The following is a 21897-nucleotide window of genomic DNA, read 5'->3' as shown; positions in this document are numbered from 1 at the left end:
AATGAGTGCATGCGCACATATTAATAAGAGACTAACTTATTTTGGATGTCCCCATGATAAACGGGCTACTCATTTTTGCTTTGGCTATTTTTGTTGTAATTTATTGGCGCTGGCAGGCACTACAAAACTGGCTTTGGAATAAAAAATATAAAAACGCGGTTTTAAACTCCCAACAAAAAGAAATACTCCTTCGTTGCATGCCTATCTATAAAAAGATGACGGATAACGACAGAGCCAAGCTTGAGCGCCACATAGTATGGTTTTTAAATGAAAAGCGCTTTTTAGGCCGAGACGGACTAAAGCTAACCCCCGCCATGAAGCTGATAGTTGCTGCCGATGCCTGTGTGTTAGTGCTTAATAAACCTTGGCCACTTTATAAAAACGTGAAAGAAATTTTACTCTACCCCAGTGCGTATTATGCGCCGCAATCTACACGAGATAGTGCTGGGCTGGTTAGTTACCACAACGCGGTACGCCTAGGTGAGTCGTGGCCTGGTGGCACGTTAGTGCTAAGTTGGCACGATGTACTTGAAGGCAACCGTTTACCAAGCGATGGCCATAATTTAGTGTTTCATGAATTTGCCCACCAGTTAGACCAAGAAACCGGAAAAACCACTGGCACTCCATTATTAAAAAACCCCAATGCTTATAAAGAATGGGCTCGAGTGTTTAGTCGTGCCTTTGTGCAGTTAAAAAGTCATGTTGCTTATAACATGCCTCACGTTATTCATAGTTATGGGGCAACCAACGAGGCTGAGTTTTTTGCAGTACTCACAGAGACCTTTTTAGAAAAGCCGGCGCAGCTTAGGCAGCACGACCCTGAAATTTATAGAATGCTGGTGGATTACTACCAATTTGACCCCATAGTTTGGCATTAATTTTTGGTACTTGGTCTGATAACGCTGGCAAGTTAGCGCTGTTTTTGTTGCAATCGTGTTAGAGAGTTTAACTGCAATAATAACAAGCGAGAAATGCATGAAAAAAATGCTTCACACTGCACTGGCTTTATCAGTCGCCCTTGCAATAGGTCAGCCGCACGCAAACGAAGAGCAAGAAAAGTGGCAGGTAGACTCACCAAAAGGTGAGTTTGTAGATGCCACCATTAGCACAGAGCAAGGCACATGGATGAACATTGATGTTAGTCCTGATGGCAACACGCTGGTGTTTGACTTACTTGGCGACATTTACACTATGCCTATAAGCGGAGGTGAAGCAACTAAACTCACCTCAGATATTGCTTGGCAAATGCAGCCTCGCTTTAGCCCTGATGGTAAACACATTGCGTTTACCTCAGATCAAGGCGGTGGTGATAATATTTGGGTTATGGATGTTGATGGTAGCAATCAACACGCTGTGACTGACGAAACCTTTAGACTTTTAAACAGCCCCGCATGGAGCCCTGATGGCGATTACCTTGTCGCACGCAAACACTTTACCGCTAGTCGCTCACTAGGGGCTGGAGAAGTGTGGCTCTATCACAAAGCGGGTGGTAAAGGTGTTCAGCTTACTAAACGTGAGAACGACCAAAAAGACTTAGGTGAGCCAATGTTCTCACCAGATGGGCGCTATGTTTATTTTTCTCATGACGCGACGCCAGGTAAAACTTTTCACTACTCTAAAGATTCTGTTGCCGGTATTTATAAAATTAAGCGCTACGATAGAGAAACAGGCGAAATAGAAACCATAATACAAGGCATGGGCGGTGCGATAAGACCCACACCTTCACCTGATGGTAAAAAGCTTGCCTATATAAGACGTGATGACTTTCAAACAAGCTTGTACTTATACGACCTAACCAGTGGCGAGCACACCAAGCTTTATGACAAGCTTGAACGCGATATGCAAGAAACTTGGGCTATTCATGGTGTGTATCCAACCATTGCGTGGACCCCAGATAACGAAGAGCTGGTGTTTTGGGCTTCCGGTTCGATACATAAAATTGCTGTTGATGATAAAGCTGTTGCGCGTGTTCCCTTTAAAGTAAACACCAGTAAAAAAATACAAACCGCGGTACGCTTTACTCAAAATTTAGATACCGATGAGTTTGATGTAAAAATGTTGCGCAACGTGCAGGTTAGCCCCGATGGTGAAACTGCGATTTTTGAAGCATTAGGTTATATTTATAAACGCGATTTAGACTCTGGTAAAATTAAGCGCTTAACCAAACAAACTGATCATTATGAGCTGTTCCCGCAGTACTCCCGCGATGGGAAAAAGATTGTTTACACCACCTGGAGTGATACTAAGCAAGGCACTGTACGTGTTGTCTCTGCTCGTAGCGGGCGCGGCGAGGCGATAACCCGCGAGCCGGGTAAATACGTTGAGCCTACTTTTAGTCCTGACGGCAAAACAATCGTTTATCGTAAAGCCACCGGCGGAAGTATTTTAAATCCTAAGTGGTCACTTAACCCAGGTATTTATAAAGTAAGCGCAAAAGGGGGAGAGAGCGAGCTTATTTCTAAAAGTGGTTATCAACCTCAGTTTGGTAACGCTAATGACCGTGTATTTATCATGAGCCCTTGGCCTAAGCCTACCTTAAGTGTTGTGGAGCTTGAAACTAAAAACGTTCGTAAACTTTACGAATCAGAGCATGCGACTGAATTTCGAGTCTCACCAGATGGTAAATACTTAGCGTTTGCTGAGCGCTTTAAAGTATTTGTTACCCCGCTGGTAGAAAGCGGATCACCTATCACAATAAGCCCTAAAGATAACCAGTTTCCTATTGAGCAGTTGTCTGTGCGTGCGGGTGAAAATATAAGTTGGAGTGCTCAAAGTAACACTCTCTACTGGAGCTTAGGGCCCGAGCTATACCATGCAAGCCTTGACGGTATGTTTGCTATTGATAAAGCCGATGATGCCGACTTTAAAGTAAAAAGCGGTGAGAATATTAGCTTTAGTAAAAAAATGGCTGCACCAAAGGGCATGATTGCGCTAAAGGGGGCCAACATTATTACCATGAAAGGTGAGCAAGTCATTGAAAATGGTGTCATCATCACAGACGGTAAACGCATAAAAGCAATAGGTACTGCTGATGAGGTAACGATCCCCAAAGGGGCTGAAATTATCGATGTAGCAGGTAAAACAATTATGCCTGGGATTGTTGATGCGCATGCCCATGGCTCACAAGCCAGCGATGAAATTATTCCTCAGCAAAACTGGAAAAACTATGCCGGTTTAGCGTTAGGTGTCACAACAATTCATGATCCATCAAACGATACCTCTGAAATATTTACCGCCAGTGAAATGCAAAAAGCCGGCATGATTGTCGGGCCACGTATTTTTTCTACCGGCACCATTTTATATGGAGCAAATATGCCTGGTTACACCTCGCATATTGATTCGCTAGATGATGCTAAATTTCATTTAGAGCGTCTTAAAAAGGTTGGCGCGTTTAGTGTTAAATCGTACAACCAGCCACGCCGTGAGCAGCGCCAACAAGTTATTGAAGCAGGGCGTGAGCTTGAGATGATGGTTGTGCCAGAGGGCGGCTCACTGCTACAACATAACTTAAGTATGGTTGTTGACGGGCATACGGGAATTGAACACTCAATTCCGGTTGAGCATATTTACGATGATATAAAACAATTATGGTCGCAAAGTGATGTTGGTTATACCCCAACGCTTGTTGTCGCCTATGGCGGAATTTGGGGAGAAAATTACTGGTACGATAAAACGGACGTGTGGAATCACCCGCGTTTAAGTAAGTTTGTGCCTAAAAATCAGCTGTTGCCACGTGCTATGCGCCGAGTAAAAGCGCCCGATCATCACTATAACCACTTTAATAACGCCCGCGTTGCTAAAGAGCTGCAAGATTTAGGTGTACTGGTAAATTTAGGTGCTCACGGACAACGCGAGGGCTTAGGTGCACATTGGGAAATGTGGATGTTTGCTCAAGGCGGTATGAGTTCACTTGAAGCAATTAGAGCCTCTACGCTTGACCCTGCTAAATACTTGGGGCTTGATAAAAATATAGGCTCGCTAGAAGTAGGTAAGCTTGCCGATTTAATTGTTATTGATGGCGATCCGCTGAAAAATATTCGCGATTCAGATAAGGTCGATTACACCATGATCAATGGGCGTTTATTTGATGCAAGCACAATGAACGAAGTGGGTAAAAAGCAGCGAAAACCACTTTATTTTGAAAAGCTATAATTGTAATACACGTTTAAAAAGCGGCTATTAGCCTAATGCCGATCAGTTAAGAAATATTTTAATGATCAGTTGACCGATCTTCTATAGATGTAAGAATCCGATGAGCATTTGCCATCGGATTTTTTTATGAATATTAAAACAGCTTTAGACACCGCATTTAATGCCAGTACCCAATTTCATTCATTTGAAAAACTCTCATCACTTCTAGATCCATCTATTATTGATGAGGCTTTTGTTGAAGCGGGAGTCGCAACCGTCAGAAAGCGTCGCTTACCTCTTGAATCTGTGATGTGGTGCGTCATGGGGATGAGTCTTTTTAGGCAAGAGTCAGTGTGGAATATTGCGACTAAGATGGATATTGCACTACCAGGTAAAGCACCGCTTGTTGCACCCAGTGCGATGGTTCAGGCTCGACAGCGCCTAGGAACCAACGCTGTCGAACAATCCTTTAAGAAGATGGCTAAGCATTGGTATCAACAAGGTAAATTCGAAACATGGAATGGACTAAATTTACTCGGTGTCGATGGGGTTGTGTGGAGAACGACTGATACAGCTCAAAACCGTGAAAAGTATGGCTCTGGTAGTACTCAGTATGGCGACACGGCATTTCCTCAAATCCGCATGGTGTGCCAAATGGAGCTGACAAGCCACCAACTCATTAATAGCGCGTTTGATAAATACAAAGCGAGTGAAATGGTGCTAGCAGAGCAGCTAATTAGCGATACGCCTAATCATTCACTGACCCTGTTTGACCGTGGTTTTTATTCCTTAGGCTTACTCCATCAATGGCAACTCGCTGGAGAAGAGAGGCACTGGATGATACCGGCAAGAAAAGGGCTCCAATTTGATGTAATAAAAAGTTATAGCCGTGTAGATAAACAGGTAAGGCTGAGAGCCACACCACAAGCGAGAAAAAAGTTCCCCGAGCTGCCGGAGGAGATTGAGGCGCGGCTAATTACGAAAAAAGTGAAAGGAAAAGAGTGCCGAATTCTTACATCGCTTACCGATGTAATGCGTTACCCCAGTGACGAAATTGTAGACTTATACAGTCACCGCTGGGAAATTGAGTTAGGGTATCGTGAAATGAAACAAACGCTACTGAACAGTGAATACACGCTTAGAAGCAAGCGCCCAGACATGGTTGAGCAAGAATTGTGGGGATTACTGCTTGCTTACAACTTGATAAGAGTGGCTATGACCGAAGCGGCTACACGTAAAGGTATCTGGCCAAATCAGCTAAGCTTCAGCGGGTGCTCAAGCGCGGTTGTAGCATTCTTACTTACAACAGGACTTACAAGCCCAGGAAAGCTCCCCGTGCTGTATGAAAATCTCATCACTCAGCTAACTTATTATGCACTTCCGACGAGGTGGGAAGATAGATTTTACCCTCGAAGGGTCAAACCCAAGCCAAGTAAATACCCCACCAAAAAGAAAAATGCCAGTCAGCTTAACTGACTGGCATTAGCTATTAGCCGCTTTTTTTTAGCTCAAAATAAATTATTTAAAAAAGCGAATTGATAGAAGGTGATAAACAGTCACAAAAAAACCGCTTAACGCGGCTTTTTTATTAATCACATGTTGTTTAAACAACACCGCGCGGTAAGCGACAGTCGTGATCTTTACTTGCAAGCTCAACAATCCAAAGCTCTTCAGCTGTGTAGCCGTCTTCGCTTTGTGTTACAACAGTAAACGGCGCTGTTTTTTGTGCTTTAACAGGCGCAGCAGCTTTAGTTTTAGTTTTTTTCGCAGGCGCTTTTTGCTCAGCTTGTGCAGGCGATTTTCCAGAGCTTAATTCTTTCGTTAGCTCTGCTACATCAGCTAGGCGTAAGTTTTTGCCACCATCGATGCTGTACCAGCCAGGTTTTGTAGTAATTTCAGGTTTTTTACCATTGGCAGCTTCATATGCAGCTTCAAAGGCAGATAAAACTTCTGTTTTGTCTAGTTTGCTCATCAGAGACCCTATACGTTGTGAACACAGATAAAGAAGCCGTATTTATACCTATTTTCCAACTGTTTTTCAATTTTTTGCGATTTTCCTTCCATTTTAGCCCCATAAACGCCAAAATTTGCACAAAATTCAGTGCTGAGTAAGGTAATAAGTATGCAACGTAGAGAATTTAACCAACTGTTAAACGACATTTTAAAGCCTCACACAATTAAAGATTTTTGTCCTAACGGGCTGCAAGTCGAAGGTAAAAATGAAATCAGAACGATTGTTACGGGGGTGACTGCAAGCCAAGCACTCATTGATGCAGCGATAGAAAAAAAAGCCGATGCTGTTTTGGTTCACCATGGTTATTTTTGGAAAGGTGAATCGCAACCTATTACAGGCATGAAAAAACGCCGTATTGGGGCTTTGTTAGCGCACGATATTAATTTATTTGCCTATCATTTACCGCTTGATATTCACCCTGTTATAGGTAACAACGCCCAGCTTGCTAATTTGCTTGATATTGAATTAGAGACAGGGCTTGAACCCGTTACTAATAGCGTTGCTATGAAAGGACGGTTAAAAACTCCGCTTACAGGTAGCGAGTTTGCAAATAAAATAGCCAAAGTTTTAAACCGCGAACCTTTAAGTAGTGTTGTACGCGATGAAAAAATTAACACCATTGCCCTGTGTACAGGAGGCGGGCAAGGTTATATCGATTTAGCTGCAGAGCAGGGGATTGATGCATACCTAACGGGTGAAGCCTCAGAGCAAACTATTCACAGCTCGCGAGAGCAAAATATAGACTTTTTTGCAGCAGGGCATCATGCAACCGAGCGTTACGGAATTAAAGCCCTTGGTGAATTACTCGCTAAAGAACATGGTTTTGATGTGAGCTTTATAGATATAGATAACCCAGTATAAATTTATATACTCTACAGCGCCTCTGGGTTTATCCAGCGGCGCATACTTATCCAAGCATTCCCAATCACTTCATGGGCATATTGCGTTACTACACGTAATGCCTCAGCATTTGGTATAAATTGTTTATACAAAGGTAAAGCCGAAAAATTGTGATAATCCGTAGCGGCAGGAATTACCTCAATGCCTTGGGCATTAAACAGGTTTATTGAGCGCGGCATATGTAGCACAGACGTAACCAGTGCAACCTTAAAATCAACGAGCTTAGGCGCGAGTAGTTTGGCTTCTGCGGCTGTATCCATCGCCTGTGGGTTTTGTTTTATGCGGTTTTTACTCACCCCTAAATTTATTGCTGTTTGGCTCATTAACGCGCTATTGGTTACTTTGCCATAGCCACCGCCAGATACGATAAGCGTTGCATTAGGGTATTTTTTTGCAAGCTTAACCCCTTCTACCAAGCGAGTAAGCGCACAATTTCCTAGCTGGTTATTAGCGCTTAAAGCGGGGTTAGGGTTTATGTCGCAACCCAGCACAACAATTTTATCAAGGGTTGGGTGTTTTAGTGCATTAAATGCCAATGATGCGGGCTCATTGTTTTTAATCAGTTGATGCACAGCAAATGGCGTACTTAACACTAAAAGCGCCAATAGACTCAAGCTTGCGATCACTAAAGCAGACTTACGTGCACGAAATGCCAAAACTAGCATTACAAACGCAAGTAAACCAAATAGCGGTAGCGGCATAATTAAGCCACCTAATAATTTTTTTAATTCAAACATAACAAGCAACATAAAACACAATAGGCCTTATGTTACTTATTCGTTTGTGATTTATCGACCGTTATTTTGCTTACAGGTATTTAAAAAATGGCGATAAACGGGGTTGTCTTTCATGTCTTTTTTCATTGCTAGGTACATAGGGCGGGTTAGCCCTAGTGCACCAAGCGGGATTGATTTTATTAAACCTTGGCTTTCGTAAGGTGTTACCAACCAATCAGGCAGCGCTGCTACACCCATTCCTGCACTCACTAGCTGAAAAATTAATAAGCCTTGATCTACATTTTTTAAGGTGCCGTCAAAGCGGGCATTTTGAATAAAGTGTTTAAATATATCTTGTCGCTCGCGCGGAATAGGATACGAAATAATGGTTTCGTTTTTTAAATCAAGCGCCGTTACATATGCCTTTTTAGCTAGGTCGTGATCAGGGGCGACGATAAGCTTTAATTTAAAATCAAATAAATGAGCGTATTCTAGCTTGTCAGGATCGCGTATATCTGAGGTTAATACTAAGTCGAGCTCATCGTTGAGTAAATCTGGTATAGCGTCGTAGCTAAAGCCGCGTTCGTAGTCAATTTTAATGTCTGGCCAAAAATTATTAAATTCTTTAATAGTTGGCAGCAGCCAATGAAAACATGCATGGCATTCAACACTTAAGCGCAGTTGGGAAATAGGTTGATTAAGGCTTTCTTTTAAACGGCACTTAGTAGCTTCTACTTTAGGTAAAACTTCGTTGGCAAGTTCGAGTAATAGCATTCCTTGTGGCGTAAAGCGCACAGGTTGCGTTTTTCTTTCAAATAATTGGCAGTCTAATTTGTTTTCTAAGTCTTTAATTTGATGAGATAAAGCTGATTGCGTTAAAAATAATTCGCGGGCTGTATTAACTAACGATCCGGTGTCTTTTAATGTCGCAATAGTTTTAAGGTGTTTTATATCAATCATCTTTAATAATTCTCAAGGGAAAAGTGAGTTTGGCTCAGATTGACTACATACTACGCCTTTACAAAAAACGTTTCAACGTCTAGATGGCTAAAATAATCTATTAATTACTAAAATAATCCCTTAAAGTTAAATTAACTAATGTGGGTACTTTGGTTGCTACTGGTTTGATGAGTTTGGTATGAGTTTAGCTCAAGTTGTTTTGTTGGGTAATACAGCGGCTGTTTAAAGCAGCGTTATGGGCAGGGCAGCTTAATAAATGGCACTGGTTTTTAAGAGGGATAAGGAATTATCACAACGCGTAATAACAGGTCTGTTTTTAATGGGCTAAAGCTTAAACAGTAATAATATGTTTTTATTGCTTTAAAACTGAGCGCTTAAATAAACGAATGGGTATTACGGGGCTTACTTTTTACACCTTTTTGGTTGTGAAAAAGTAAGCCTTTGATAACAGCTACTACAGGGGATTGTGGATAAGCTTAATGGCGTGTTGTGCTGTAACTGGTTTTGACTTTAAAAAGCCTTGCCCGTAATTACATTGAGTGGCTTGTAAAATATTTAGTTGCTCTTGGGTTTCGATTCCCTCAGCCACAACTTCAAAGTTTAGTGATTGCGCTAATGAGAGAATGGCCTCTACTAACGGATTATTGGTTTTGTTGAGGTGATCGATAAAGCTTTTATCTATTTTTAAAATATGAATAGGTAATTGGTGTAAGTAACCAAGTGCTGAGTATCCAGTACCAAAGTCATCTAAGCATAACTTTACTTTAAGTGGGGCTAGCCCTTCTATTATTTGAGTTGCTAAATCAAGGTTAGCAATAAGCCCTGATTCAGTGATTTCTAAACACAACGACCCTAAAGGCAGTTGGTATTTATTATATAATGCGTGAACTTGGGCAACAAAGTCGAGACTGGCAAAATGACGCGATGACACATTGACCGTTACTTTTAAAAAGCGATGCCCTAATGTGTGCCAGTGCGCAATATGTTGTGCAGCGAGGTCAAGCAAGTGCAAATCGAGGTTAATAATTTGCCCGGTGGTTTCGGCTATCGGAATAAACTCATTTGGTGGCACAAACCCTTTTTTTGGATGGTGCCATCTCACTAATGCCTCAAAGCCGACAACTTCGCTTGTCGCTATAGTAAAAATAGGCTGAAAATAAAGCTCAAATTCGTTGTGTTCAATGCCGTGTTGTAAGTCGTTTTCTATATCGGCATGTGTTTTGAGCTTTTTACGCATGGTGTTATTAAAAAACTTAACTTGGCCACGCCCGCTTGATTTAGCTTCGTACATAGCGGCATCGGCTTGCTGTAATAGCAAATAGGCTTTATCGTCGCTGCTTTCACTAAAGGCGATGCCAATGCTGGTTGATGCTTGCAATAAATGACTATCCACATTAAGTGGCTTAGCAAGGGCTGTGTTTATTCGTTTTAGCGCTTCGCTAACCTGGTTTCGGTGCGTGATGTTTTCCATAAAAATAGCAAATTCGTCGCCACCCAGGCGTGCAAACGTATCGGTGTTTCTGACGGTGCCTTTTATGAGCTCACAAATTTTAATTAAAAAATGATCGCCAACCTCATGCCCAAGCGAATCATTGATACTTTTAAATCGATCAAAATCTAAATATAGCAAGGCATGGCTCGTGCCTTTTTTAACACGCGATAAACGCAAAATTGCATGTTTAATACGCTCAATTAGTAACGAGCGATTAGCGAGGCCTGTTAGCTCATCATGCAATGCTTTGTGTTCAAGCTCTTGCCTTGCAAGCTGCCTATCTATGGCCATACTAATTTGCCTACTTACGTAGGTTAAAAGGGCGCTGTCGTGTTCGTTGTAATGCAGCTTTTTATCGTAACTTTGAACAACAATTACACCGCTTATTCTATCATTTGCTTTAAAAGGCACACCTAGCCAGGATTCAGAAAGACGGCCAACAAGTTTAAAGTCGCCGTTATTTATATGTTGCTGATAATCGTTTTGATTTAATAGCAGTACACGGTCTGATTTCAGTAGGTAATACGAAGCTGTGTCTTTTAATTGCTCTTTTGATATTTTTTTGTGGGCGTGCGTTTGAATGCCTTCTTCAACGATGTAAACCAAATCGAGTATGTCTACTTGCTTATCGTAAAGGGCAATAAAAAAGTTATCTGCAGGAAGTAAGCTATTTATTATGCTGTGAAGAGCTTCAAAAAAGGTATCTAGGTTACTGGCTTTATACGTTAAATTAGCGATTTGCAGTAAGCTGTTTTCAAGCTTTTGCGCATCATTTAACTGTTTTACTGTGTGCGTTAAGCTATTGACCGTGTTTACTTGGTTTAGCTTAGCACTTAATAAATGCGCAACCGTGGTTAATATTTCTAGATGGGCGTTTGTGAAGTAGTTTTTTATTGGATGTTCACAATCAATAACCCCTAAAACATGATCCTTGTATATAAGTGGCACACATAACTCTGATTGAGCAGGGCGCTCATCAGCAATGTAGCGAGGGTCTTGCGTAACATCGCCAATAATAATAGCTGTGCCTGTACGGGCAACATAACCGGTTATACCTTCGTTAAAGCCAATAATTTTACGCTCTGCTTGGTATTCGTCTCTGGCGTGGGTTATGCCCATAGAAGCGACTTGATTTAGCTGTAAACGTGTTTCATCAGCCAGGTAAATAACACAATCAACAAACCCAAGGCGGTTTACTACTTGAGTGGTTACATACTCAAATAACTCTTCTAGGGTATCGAGTTGTAATAAGCTTGAGGAAAACTGATTTATTATGCTCAGCTGTTCAGTTTTAACTTCGAGCGCTTTATAAGTATCGATATGATTCGACATAGGGTAATTTTATTCTTTTTATTTGTATTAGCACCGATAAGTTAACCCAAATTTAAAGCATGTTCAAAATAAAACGCTTAAACGAGTGTAATCGTCGTTAAACTTAAACCCAATAGTATTTTGCAGCACTCATAAAGGGGAATAGTTTAGATAACACTTTACTAGGTCTTTCCATATGCCTATGATCGGATAAATTCAGCCGTGGAAAAAAGTAATGAGCATTAATACCGATTCAAAAAACACATTAACCATAACTCGTCCTGATGATTGGCATGTCCATTTACGTGATGGTGAGCAACTCAAAGATACAGTACGCGATATTAGCCGCTACATGGGCCGCGCCATCATAATGCCAAACCTTGTACCGCCAGCAACGAGCACAGATTTAGCGCTAGCTTATCGAGAGCGAATTATGGCAGCGGGGCCGCAGGGCAACTTTGAACCCTTAATGGTGCTTTACCTAACCGATAAAACCACACCTGAAGAAATTAAAAAAGCCAAAGCAACGGGTAAAATTGTTGCTGCCAAGTTGTACCCCGCTGGGGCAACCACTAACTCAGATTCAGGGGTTACATCAGTAAAGAATATTTACCCTGTATTAGAAGCGATGCAAGACGTGGGCATGCTGTTATTAGTGCATGGTGAGGTGACTGATTCATCAATAGATATTTTTGACCGTGAAAAAGTATTTTTAGAGACGATTTTAGGCGAAGTTGTAGCTGATTTTCCAAAGCTGAAAATAGTGCTAGAACACATTACGACAAAAGACGCCGTTGATTTTGTAACAGCCGCGCCGCAAAATGTGGCGGCAACTATTACCGCGCATCACTTATTGTATAACCGTAATCACATGTTAGCTGGTGGCATACGTCCGCATTATTACTGTTTACCTATTTTAAAGCGCAATATTCATCAACAAGCATTAATGGCGGCAGCTATAAGTGGAAATAAAAAGTTCTTTTTAGGGACTGACTCAGCACCACATTATAAAGATAAAAAGGAAGCAGCATGTGGTTGTGCCGGCGCCTATACAGCACATGCTGCGATTGAACTTTACGCCGAAGCCTTTGAAGAGGCGGGCGCACTGGACAAACTAGAGGGCTTTGCAAGCCATTTTGGGCCTGACTTTTACGGACTTGCCCGTAACACCGATACAATTACCCTAGAGAAAAGCCCTTGGCAAGTTCCCGCAAGTTACACACTTGGTGACTCACAAGTCGTGCCTATTAAAGCAGAAGCTACTATTGACTGGCAGGTTAAGTAAAGTGCATTAAATTAGCATTGTATTAAAGCCGTATAGCTTGCTGTACGGCTTTTTATTTGCTTGAAATTCAATCTTTACGCGAGTTTTTAACGCTGTTTACGAGGGGCTTTATTTGTAAAGCTAAGCTGTTATACATGATTTGTTACAATTAGGAGCAACAAAGCTGCCGTTTTTTGTTCAATTTTAGCTTTAAAAATAACCACTTACACATAATGCTTTATTTATTTTTGTTCTGAGTAAATAAATCTTAATTAATAGAGCCAAAAAAAAATTAATGTGTTAACCTTAACTTGCTTTGAGTTTTTGCGTATTGAATTTACGGATATTGTGCTGCGTTTAAGGTTACCGGTTAGGTTAAAACTTGTTCCTGTACTATACCTCCAGAATTTTGGGCACTGACTCAGGGAGGATATAGCCATAATAATATGGCTGAATTTTAATTATTGACTTACAGGAAAATTTAGTATGTCGGTTACTGGTAAAGTAAAATTTTTCAACGAAGCTAAAGGCTTTGGTTTCATTGAACAAGAAAATGGTCCTGACGTGTTTGTACATTTCAGCGCAATCACTGGTTCTGGTTTTCGCACTCTTAGCGAAGGTCAAGCAGTGACTTTCAGCATCAAACAAGGTCAAAAAGGCCCTGAAGCTGAGAACGTAGAAGTAGCATAATTTTAATTATGTGAACCTTAGTTCATCTTGGTGAAGCAGTTTTCTGTTTCACCATAATTCCTCAAAATCTTCCTCATTGTTTTTATACTCTCTAATATTGTTTGTTCACTCCATAATACAGTCAAACGTTAAAATTTACTTCTCGCTATAGCTTCAAACACGTTTAACATATTTGCCATTTAAATAGTTAAAAACCCTATTTAATAGCAACGCCGCTTCAATACACTAACAGCTCATAATCTGCATACTTTCACCAAGGTTAAACAATACATTTACCACACGCATAGTGTGTATTAAAAAACCGTGTAATTAACTGAGTGTTTTACTGGCTTTAATAAGGCTTAACTTGGGCTTAGCAAAGTTAAAGCCATTAACTTAAATGCAGTAATATTTATACATCATCTCAAAACCACGTTCGAATTGTTGTATTTTTATACGATGAAGCGCAGGATTTGTAAGTTAAGATGTGCTTTTAGCCTAATTTAACCAAATCTAGTTCATCAAATTGTCACATTTTTATTATTTTTGTTTTTTTTTAAGGTGCAATTCAGTTTTGTTTAGATGTTGCATTTTTGTTTCATGTAAGTGTCTAATTTTTAACTAGTGTTTAATTTTAAAGGGGCTATATAATGCTAAAACGCCTTAATGCTGGTTGCATTTATGTTAACAGTATTTTTTGTAATACTTTAGTTTTAGCTTTTTCAAGGTATTTATTTACTTAGAATAGCTAACATCAAGTTGACAGGGCGTATTGCATTTAGCATTATTGGAGGGTTGATATCTATTAAAAGATATCAGGGTTGTCATCCTTAATAAGGTTGATAATTAAATTATAAAAGTAACATTACTTAATTGGTTGGGAACTATGTCTGTTAAAATCAGAAAGAGTCTTGTAGCATCTGCGTTGGTTGGCGCTTTTGCATTTGCAAGCAGCAATGTGATTGCAGATCCTTTGAATGACGTGCAAAAAGCAGGTCAGCAAATTCAAAAGGCTGCTGTTAAGTCTCAAACTAAAATTGACAACGTATACGGTCAAACTCAAGAGCTAATCGCTGAGTACCGTAGTATTGTTGATGAGACTGAACTTATGAAAGTGTACAACGATCACGTAGCACGTTTGGTCGCTGACCAAAATGCGTCAATCGAATCGTTTGACCGTCAAATCGCTACTATCGACAACACTAAACAAAACGTTGTGCCTTTGATGTATCGCATGATCGATACGCTTGAGCAATTCATCAAAGCGGACGTTCCGTTCAATCTTGATTCTCGTCTTGCTCGTGTAGAAAGACTTCGTGAAATCATGGCTTCTGCGTCTGTAACGACGTCTGAGAAATTCCGCCAAGTTCTTGAAGCATACACAGTTGAAACTGCTTACAGCTCGGCTGTAACTGCTTCTCAAGGTACTTTAGAAGTTGATGGTAAAAACATTAACGTTGATATCGGTCGTTTAGGTCGTATCACTTACGTAGCACAATCTTTTGACTTAAAACACGCTTGGGTGTGGGACAACAACACTAAAGAGTGGAAAGAATTAGGTGAAGAATACCTAAAACCAGTTAAAGAAGTGATTCGTATGGCGCGTAAGCAAGCGACACTAGAACTTGTTAAACTACCAATCTTTGGCGCGGAGTAATCGAATAATGAAGAAACTATTTAAAGGTTTTGCTGTTGCAGCAGTACTATCTGTTTCTGCAGGTACCGCGCTTAATGCACATGCAAATACTGATGCTTTAGATAAAATTCTTGAGCAAGTAAAGCAAGAACGTATCTCTGAAGGTAAAATCAATAAGCAACGTGAGCAAGAGTTCTTATCAGAACGTGCTGACAAGCAAGCATTACTTAACAAAGCAAAAAGCCAATTAGCGTCTGAAAAAGCACGCGGTGACAGCTTAGCTAAGCAATATGCACAAAACGAAAATACATTAGCTGAAAAAGAGCAAGCGCTTCAAAACGCACAAGGTACTCTTGGTGAAATGTTTGGTGTTGTACGTCGTGCAGCGCAAGACGCTATCGGTTCTATCGAAGCTTCACTAGTAAGTGCTGAAAAGCCAGGCCGTGCAGAAGTACTTCGTTCATTAGCAGCAGCTAAAGAACTTCCAACAGTTCGTGAACTTGAAGAACTTTGGATTGCACTTCAAACAGAAATGACTGAGTCAGCAAAAGTTTCTACTTTTGAAACTGAAGTGTCAGGTCTTGACGGTAACTCTACAGTTAAGCAAGTAACACGTATTGGTAACTTTAACTTAGTTACTGACGAAGGTTACTTAATCTACTCGCCAGAGACAAAATCTATTCAGCCTTTAGGTAAACAACCTGATAGCTACATTTTAGATGGTATCTCTGCTCTTGAAGGTACTTCTTCTGACAATTACGCTGGCGTATACATTGACCCGACTCGTGGTGCAATCTTACGTATCAACACGCAGAAGAAAACGCTTATGGAATACTACGAGCAAGGTGCGGAAGTTGGTTACATCATCACAGTTTTATTAGCTGTTGGTCTACTAATCTTCTTAGTACGTTTCGTTGACTTAGCGCTTACTACTTCTAAGATCAAGTCTCAGCTTAAAAACTTGTCTACACCGAATACAAACAACCCACTGGGTCGTATTCTTAAAGTGTACCATGACAACAAGAGCCAAGACGTTGAAAACCTTGAGCTTAAACTTGATGAAGCTATCTTACGTGAAACGCCACGTGTTGAAGCTGGCATCAACATCATCAAGATTCTTGCTGCAATCGCACCGTTACTTGGTCTACTAGGTACAGTAATCGGTATGATCTTAACGTTCCAAACAATCACATTGTTCGGTACGGGCGATCCGAAGATCATGGCTGGTAACATCTCTCTAGCTCTTGTAACTACAGCGCTAGGTCTAATTGCTGCACTACCACTTATCCTACTTCATTCAATTGTTGCAGGTCGTAGTAAGTCAGTATTACATATCCTTGATGAGCAAAGCGCGGGTATCGTTGCTACTCACGCGGAGAAGGAGAAAGCCTAATGCTAGTCCTGATGGAGATATGGGAATCTATCAGGGATTTTGTTGGCACAGGCGGCCAGGTATTATACGTGGTCGCGATAGCACTCTTTCTTATGTGGGTTTTAATGATTGAGCGCTATTGGTTCCTACTTGCTGAATTTCCTCGTTTAACGAAGGATATTGTAGCAAAGTGGGATGCCCGCCAAGACACTACGTCTTGGTACGCACACAGAATCCGTGAAGCATGGATTTCTGAAGCGTCTGAAAAATTAGATCAGCGTATGTTGTTGATTAAAACATTAGTAGCTGTTTGTCCTTTAATAGGCTTACTTGGAACTGTAACGGGTATGATCGCGGTTTTCGAAACCATGGCAACCCAAGGTACTGGTAATGCACGTTTAATGGCATCAGGTATTTCAATGGCAACAATCCCAACAATGGCTGGAATGGTTGCGGCACTATCTGGAGTTTTCTTTAGCTCACGCCTTGAGGCAAGAGCGAGAATGGTGAAAGCCAAACTTGTAGATAGCATGCCTCATCACTAGAGAGAGAATTAAATATGGCACGTAAACAACGTTTTCGTGAAGAAGAAGAAGCAGCGGTAGATATGACGCCAATGCTTGACATCGTATTTATCATGCTTATTTTCTTTATCGTAACTACATCGTTCGTTAAAGAGGCTGGTATCGAGGTCAATAAACCTAAAGCGGCCCAAGCTACGAAGCAAAAAAATGCTAACATTTTTGTTGCTATTCGCAGTGATGGTGCTATCTGGATTGATAAACAGCAAGTTGATGTTGAACGTGTTTCAGCAAAAATCGAAAGTTTATTAGCAGAACAACCTACTGATGTTGTGATTTTGCAAGCTGATAAAGAAGCAAAGCACGGCGTAGTGGTTAAAGTTATGGACCAGATCAAAGCGACAGGTGACAACCTGAGAATTTCAATAGCTGGAGATCAGTAATGATTCGTTTTCTGTTTTCACTGATTGCAGGTGGGGCAGTTACTTTCGGCTTGTTCTACTTCATGGCTTACCTCATCTCTGGTGGGGCTGACCGTAATACTGAACAAAAAGAGCAGATCATAGTCGAAATAATGACGAATCCGCCTGAATCTAAGGTGCAGGAGAGGAAGCGTGTTCCGCCTCCGCCTCCGCCACCGCCAAAGCAGCCGCCTAAACCGCAGCCGCCACAGCCGGAGAATAACAATCCTAACCCTGGTGCTATGTCATTTAACATGGGTAGCATTGATGTAGGAAGTTCGGCTGGTGGACTAAGTGGTCCAGGTGCATTTGGACGAGATGGTGATGCGACACCTATCGTTCGTATTGAACCAAAATATCCAACGCAAGCAGCGCGTGATGGTAAAGAAGGTTGGGTACAACTTTCGTTCACAATTGATGAGTTAGGTGGCGTGACTGACGTTCAAGTTATTGACGCAGAACCAAAACGTATCTTTGACCGTGAAGCAAAACGTGCATTACGCAAGTGGAAATACCGTCCTAAAATTATTGACGGTAAACCACAGAAACAAGTTGGTTTACAAGTTCAACTAGACTTTAAACTTAACCAAGGCTAAGGAGGCGAGTAATGAGAAATTTATCTAAAGTAACTGCTCTTGCAATTCTTATGTCTGTGTCAGGTGCAGCTATAACTGCACCTGTATTAGCAGCGCCGGATTACGCTAAAATTGAAGAGCGTAAAAAAGCCAAGACTAAAATCATGGGCGAGCGTACTGGTAAAAAGGTAATTAAAGCGTTTGACTTGTACAATGAAGACAAAATTGATGAAGCAATTGCCTTGTTAAAAGAGATTGACGCATCTAACGACTTCGATAAAGCGACTGTAAATCGTTACTTAGGTAGCATGTACGCGCAAAAAGAGAAGTACGATGAAGCGATTAAATACTCTAGACAAGCTGTTGCCCCTGATATTTTAAACTTCGCAGATCACGAGCAAACTTTAAAGCTATTAGGTGATTTATACGCAGGTACTGAAAAGTTCCAAGAAGCCAAAAAAGCTTATACAGCTTGGATGGACTTCACCGGCGAAGAAGACCCTAAAGTGTATACTCGTATCGCGCAAGCTAACTATCAGTTAGGTCAGTTTCGTGATGTTTTTAAACCTGCCGACAAGGCAATCTCTTTACAAAAGGAGCCTAACAAGGCCCCTTACCAATTAAAATTAGGTTCTTACTTTGAACTTAAAGACTACGCCAACATGGTGAAAATTGGTGAAGAGATTGTACGAGTTTGGCCAGATGACAAAAAAGCCTGGGTTAGTTTAGGTAAATACTACCTACAAACCGAAGACTACTCTAAAGGTCTAGCGACCATGGAAGTAGCATTCAAAAATGGCTATTTTGAAGCGGAAGTAGATTACAAAGTACTTTCTAACTTTTACTCTTTAAACGAAATTCCATTTAAAGCGGCTAAAACCCTTGAAAATGCGATTAAAGAAGACAAAGTTAAGCGTACTAAGCAAAATGTTAACGCAATTGCTAGTAACTACCACCGTTCTAAAGACATCGAAAAAGCTGCTAAGTACTACGAAGAAGCTGCTAAATTTGACGACGATGCAGAGCTTTACCGCAAAGCAGGATCGTTACTTTTACAATCTGAGAACTTTAGTGCTGCTGTTGTTCGTTTGAACAAAGCGTTAGAGCTTGGCTCTGACAAAAAAGGCACCATTTATTCAGATTTAGCTGAAGCGTACTACTACCAAGCTAAATACAAGCAAGCTTATGCTGCTATTACTAAAGCAATGGACGACCCACGCACACGTAAGTTTGCTAAAGGTTGGTCTACATTTATTAAAGATAAAGCCGCTCGCAACGGTGTTAAAATTTAACTTTAATTTGTTTTAGCAATTATATAAAAAGCCCCTTTGGGGCTTTTTTTATTGGAATTTATAATGAATAAAACGCATCTTTTGTCTGTCCTATTTAGTCTGTTTTTGGTTGCTTGTTCAAAACAACCACTGCCTTTTGAATCTTATGATGCTGCGCAGCAGAGTATTAAAAGTTTAAACACGGCGCTAAAGCCTGCGGACACTGCAAGTGTATCCACTGAACAAGTACTGCCTTTTTCCTCAGCGTATTTATCGCTTCGTCATCAGATGTATCAGCGCCTACAAACAATGACTCTTTCAAATGCGCAAACACAGCAGCTAAATTACTTAATTATTGCTGAGCGTTTTCCTGAGCGCTTTTTCAGCTGGCCTGCACAGGTCAATGTGTTAGAGAACTTATTATCAGCGCAAATGCAAAGTACTAAGGCTAACGAGGTAATTGAGTGGCTTAAGTTCACTCAAGATCAATTAGACAGTGCGCTGCAAAGCAATTTGAGATTAAACAAGATTGAATTAAACCTCCTGCAGGGTTACTTACAAACGTCACTATTAAAACAATCTAGCGCAAACGATTTAAAAGCCCAGATTGCAGAGTTTAATGATTACTTGGCCCAATACAAACCAAGGGGAAGCATTGGCTTACGTGGACTTGCTAATGGCAGTGAATGGTATCAAAGTAAACTAAATTACTTCAGTGGGGCAGTTAAGTCGCCTTTGCAATGGGTTGATACTATTAATCAGCATCTTCAAATTGATTCGCATACTGCACCTAATTTGAGCTATAACGAGCATCATAGTACTTCGTTTATTAGCCAATATTTAAGCAAGGCGCCAAAAGTAAAAGGGGTTGATTGGCAAACAGATTACATGCTGTTGCCCGCTATGGCTAAAAACAGCCAGCTAAGCCCAGAAGATAAAAGGCTAATGCTTGCGCTAATGGAAACCGATGTGGGCATACACTACCATGCATGGACTTTATCTCAGGCAAAAGTGAATTTAGTAAAACGATTAGCTATTTCACAGCGCGATGCGCAGTATTTAGTTGAAGATAGTGTGCTTTACCCAGGCCACGCTTTTAGTTTTGCCGAGCAACTATTAACACTTTAAACGCTTATGTGCGCTTAGCGCACATTTCACAACGCTGTGTTGCAGGGTCTTTTTTAAGTAACCGCTCAGAAATTGCTTCTTCACAATCGCAGCAATAGCCGTATTGACCAATATCAATTTGGCTTATTGCCGCTTCTAATTCTGTCAGCCTATTAACTAAAGTTTGATATTCAGGACCTAAGTGGTAGGTGGCCGTGTCAAGCCATTCGTTATGCTGGCTAGTTAATATAACGTCACGTAGCTTAAGATGGGCAGGGTGTGCAGATTGGCTCAGCATCGCTAATATTACTGATTTAACGTGTGCTATTTCACTGTGCAGTTGTTGCTGATAAAGCATATTGGTATAACCTTCATTTAGCGTTTCGTTATACCGGTATTATCTGAGCTGCGCTGCTTATACGCTATGATTTGAATCAAGTTGCGGAGACTTAGCGTATTTTTTTAAAACCTGTGCTACATCACCTTTTACTTTAAGACGTCTTATTTCATCAAATAGGGCATTAGCTTGTGGGTATTGGCGTTTTAGATAACCCAGCCATTGTTTAGTACGAGAGGCAAAATATTTTTCATCTTGTGTGGGGTCTTGATGAATAGCAGAGTGAATCAAATGATAAATTATATGTTCCCACTCTAGGCCATTATATTGTTCATTATTAACATGAGCTTTAATTTTTTTTGCTAAATCAGGGTGAGAAAGCGCACCGCGCCCTAGCATTAAATCGCTACACTGGCTTCGGGTTTGGCAAAGTAGAGCATCTTCCACTTGCCAAATTTCACCATTGGCAACCACGGCTATGTTTTTACCTTTTATTAGCGGGGGGATTTTTTCCCAGTATGCAGGTGGGTTATAACCATCACGCTTAGTACGGGCGTGTATTGCAATACTATCTGCACCGGCGCTGACAACGGCATCTACAATTTCTTGGCTATTGCTATCATCATCAAAGCCCAAGCGTATTTTAGCACTTACTTGATGTTTACTATCTACCGCATCCCTTACCGCTTTGATTATGTCATACATATGGTCAGGGTCTTTTAGCAGAACAGCACCCCCGCGGCTTTTATTTACCGTTTTTGCAGGGCAGCCAAAATTAAGATCTATACCGTGGGAGCCTAATTCGATAGCTCTAACCGCATTTTCTGCTAATACGTCGGCCACTTGCCCTAATAACTGTACGCGCACAGGAGTACCGGCTTTGGTTAAACCGTTATTATTGAGCTCAGGGCAATAGCGATGAAACACTTTAGCCGGTAAACATTTATCAATTACTCTAACAAATTCTGTTACGCATAGGTCAAAGCCACCAATATTGGTAAGAAGTTGGCGCATTTTAAAATCAACAACACCTTCCATAGGCGCTAAAACAAGTTTCATAGAGTATTTTTATTGAAAAAACGGGTGCGTAGTGTACCTGCAAAGTATGGTTTGATAAAACTTAAATTACTGGCCATATTTGTTTGTATAAATTTAAAAGT

At 40.9% G+C, this 21897-nt stretch carries 19 protein-coding genes; 13 read left to right on the top strand and 6 right to left on the bottom strand.

Annotated elements, in window-relative coordinates; translation table 11 throughout:
* Window positions 1–53: 53 nt before the first annotated feature.
* The 3 genes from PSH48_RS04350 to PSH48_RS04340 all read left to right on the top strand — a co-directional run bounded on the left by PSH48_RS04350 (window position 54) and on the right by PSH48_RS04340 (window position 5607).
* Window positions 54–878: a M90 family metallopeptidase gene (locus tag PSH48_RS04350; RefSeq protein WP_273610964.1), complete on the top strand. Its 825-nt coding sequence runs from the start codon at window positions 54–56 to the stop codon at window positions 876–878.
* A 97-nt stretch (window positions 879–975) separates the two neighbouring features.
* Entirely contained in the window at window positions 976–4152 is a 3177-nt protein-coding gene (locus tag PSH48_RS04345) for an amidohydrolase family protein (protein ID WP_273610963.1), read from the top strand.
* Window positions 4153–4278: 126 nt separating this feature from the next.
* Entirely contained in the window at window positions 4279–5607 is a 1329-nt protein-coding gene (locus tag PSH48_RS04340; RefSeq protein ID WP_273610990.1) for an IS4 family transposase, read from the top strand.
* Window positions 5608–5734: 127 nt separating this feature from the next.
* Here PSH48_RS04340 and PSH48_RS04335 read toward each other — a convergent pair whose 3' ends face one another.
* On the bottom strand, window positions 5735–6103 hold the full coding sequence (locus PSH48_RS04335; protein WP_004588144.1) for a hypothetical protein: 369 nt from the start codon (window positions 6101–6103) through the stop codon (window positions 5735–5737).
* A 150-nt stretch (window positions 6104–6253) separates the two neighbouring features.
* On the opposite strand from PSH48_RS04335, the gene PSH48_RS04330 reads away from it, so the two are divergent.
* The gene (locus PSH48_RS04330) at window positions 6254–7006 is read left to right on the top strand and encodes a Nif3-like dinuclear metal center hexameric protein (protein WP_024033355.1); all 753 of its coding nucleotides are present in this window, start codon (window positions 6254–6256) and stop codon (window positions 7004–7006) included.
* A gap of 11 nt (window positions 7007–7017) precedes the next feature.
* On the opposite strand, the gene PSH48_RS04325 is transcribed toward PSH48_RS04330, so the two are convergent.
* The 3 genes from PSH48_RS04325 to PSH48_RS04315 form a co-directional block, all read right to left on the bottom strand.
* Entirely contained in the window at window positions 7018–7782 is a 765-nt protein-coding gene (locus PSH48_RS04325) for a YdcF family protein (RefSeq protein ID WP_273586772.1), read from the bottom strand.
* Window positions 7783–7833: 51 nt separating this feature from the next.
* Window positions 7834–8721, bottom strand: a complete 888-nt coding sequence (locus tag PSH48_RS04320; protein WP_004588141.1) for a LysR substrate-binding domain-containing protein — start codon at window positions 8719–8721, stop codon at window positions 7834–7836.
* Window positions 8722–9175: 454 nt separating this feature from the next.
* Window positions 9176–11545 (bottom strand): bifunctional diguanylate cyclase/phosphodiesterase, encoded by a 2370-nt coding sequence (locus PSH48_RS04315; RefSeq protein ID WP_273610962.1) that lies wholly within the window; start codon window positions 11543–11545, stop codon window positions 9176–9178.
* 214 nt (window positions 11546–11759) lie between these two features.
* On the opposite strand from PSH48_RS04315, the gene pyrC reads away from it, so the two are divergent.
* From pyrC to PSH48_RS04270, 9 genes are all read left to right on the top strand, one after another.
* Window positions 11760–12809: a dihydroorotase gene (pyrC, locus tag PSH48_RS04310; RefSeq protein WP_273610961.1), complete on the top strand. Its 1050-nt coding sequence runs from the start codon at window positions 11760–11762 to the stop codon at window positions 12807–12809.
* A gap of 465 nt (window positions 12810–13274) precedes the next feature.
* Window positions 13275–13478: a cold-shock protein gene (locus tag PSH48_RS04305; protein ID WP_004588138.1), complete on the top strand. Its 204-nt coding sequence runs from the start codon at window positions 13275–13277 to the stop codon at window positions 13476–13478.
* A gap of 865 nt (window positions 13479–14343) precedes the next feature.
* Entirely contained in the window at window positions 14344–15114 is a 771-nt protein-coding gene (locus tag PSH48_RS04300; protein ID WP_004588137.1) for a DUF3450 domain-containing protein, read from the top strand.
* Between the two features lie 7 nt (window positions 15115–15121).
* Entirely contained in the window at window positions 15122–16486 is a 1365-nt protein-coding gene (locus tag PSH48_RS04295; protein ID WP_004588136.1) for a MotA/TolQ/ExbB proton channel family protein, read from the top strand.
* Window positions 16486–17010 (top strand): MotA/TolQ/ExbB proton channel family protein, encoded by a 525-nt coding sequence (locus tag PSH48_RS04290; RefSeq protein WP_004588135.1) that lies wholly within the window; start codon window positions 16486–16488, stop codon window positions 17008–17010. The genes PSH48_RS04295 and PSH48_RS04290 overlap by 1 nt, the downstream gene beginning before the upstream one ends.
* A gap of 14 nt (window positions 17011–17024) precedes the next feature.
* Complete coding sequence (locus PSH48_RS04285; RefSeq protein ID WP_004588134.1) at window positions 17025–17429, top strand: ExbD/TolR family protein; 405 nt, start codon at window positions 17025–17027, stop codon at window positions 17427–17429.
* A complete protein-coding gene (locus tag PSH48_RS04280; protein ID WP_004588133.1) occupies window positions 17429–18043 on the top strand; it encodes an energy transducer TonB in 615 nt (204 codons plus the stop codon). Before PSH48_RS04285 ends, PSH48_RS04280 begins: the two co-directional genes overlap by 1 nt.
* 11 nt (window positions 18044–18054) lie before the next feature.
* Window positions 18055–19314, top strand: coding sequence for a tetratricopeptide repeat protein (locus PSH48_RS04275; protein WP_004588132.1), 1260 nt, complete (start codon window positions 18055–18057; stop codon window positions 19312–19314).
* Window positions 19315–19377: 63 nt separating this feature from the next.
* Window positions 19378–20421, top strand: a complete 1044-nt coding sequence (locus PSH48_RS04270) for a hypothetical protein (RefSeq protein ID WP_273610960.1) — start codon at window positions 19378–19380, stop codon at window positions 20419–20421.
* 4 nt (window positions 20422–20425) lie between these two features.
* On the opposite strand, the gene PSH48_RS04265 is transcribed toward PSH48_RS04270, so the two are convergent.
* Both PSH48_RS04265 and PSH48_RS04260 read right to left on the bottom strand, forming a co-directional pair.
* Window positions 20426–20758 (bottom strand): TraR/DksA C4-type zinc finger protein, encoded by a 333-nt coding sequence (locus PSH48_RS04265; RefSeq protein WP_004588130.1) that lies wholly within the window; start codon window positions 20756–20758, stop codon window positions 20426–20428.
* A 57-nt stretch (window positions 20759–20815) separates the two neighbouring features.
* Entirely contained in the window at window positions 20816–21796 is a 981-nt protein-coding gene (locus PSH48_RS04260) for a tRNA-dihydrouridine synthase (protein WP_054983096.1), read from the bottom strand.
* Between the last annotated feature and the right edge of the window lie 101 nt (window positions 21797–21897).

Origin of the sequence: Pseudoalteromonas sp. Angola-4 (assembly GCF_028599265.1) — a bacterium.
In the GTDB taxonomy this organism is placed as follows: domain Bacteria; phylum Pseudomonadota; class Gammaproteobacteria; order Enterobacterales; family Alteromonadaceae; genus Pseudoalteromonas; species Pseudoalteromonas atlantica.
The sequence above is the reverse complement of the archived record's forward strand: the minus strand, read 5'-3'. Positions and strand labels throughout refer to the sequence as shown.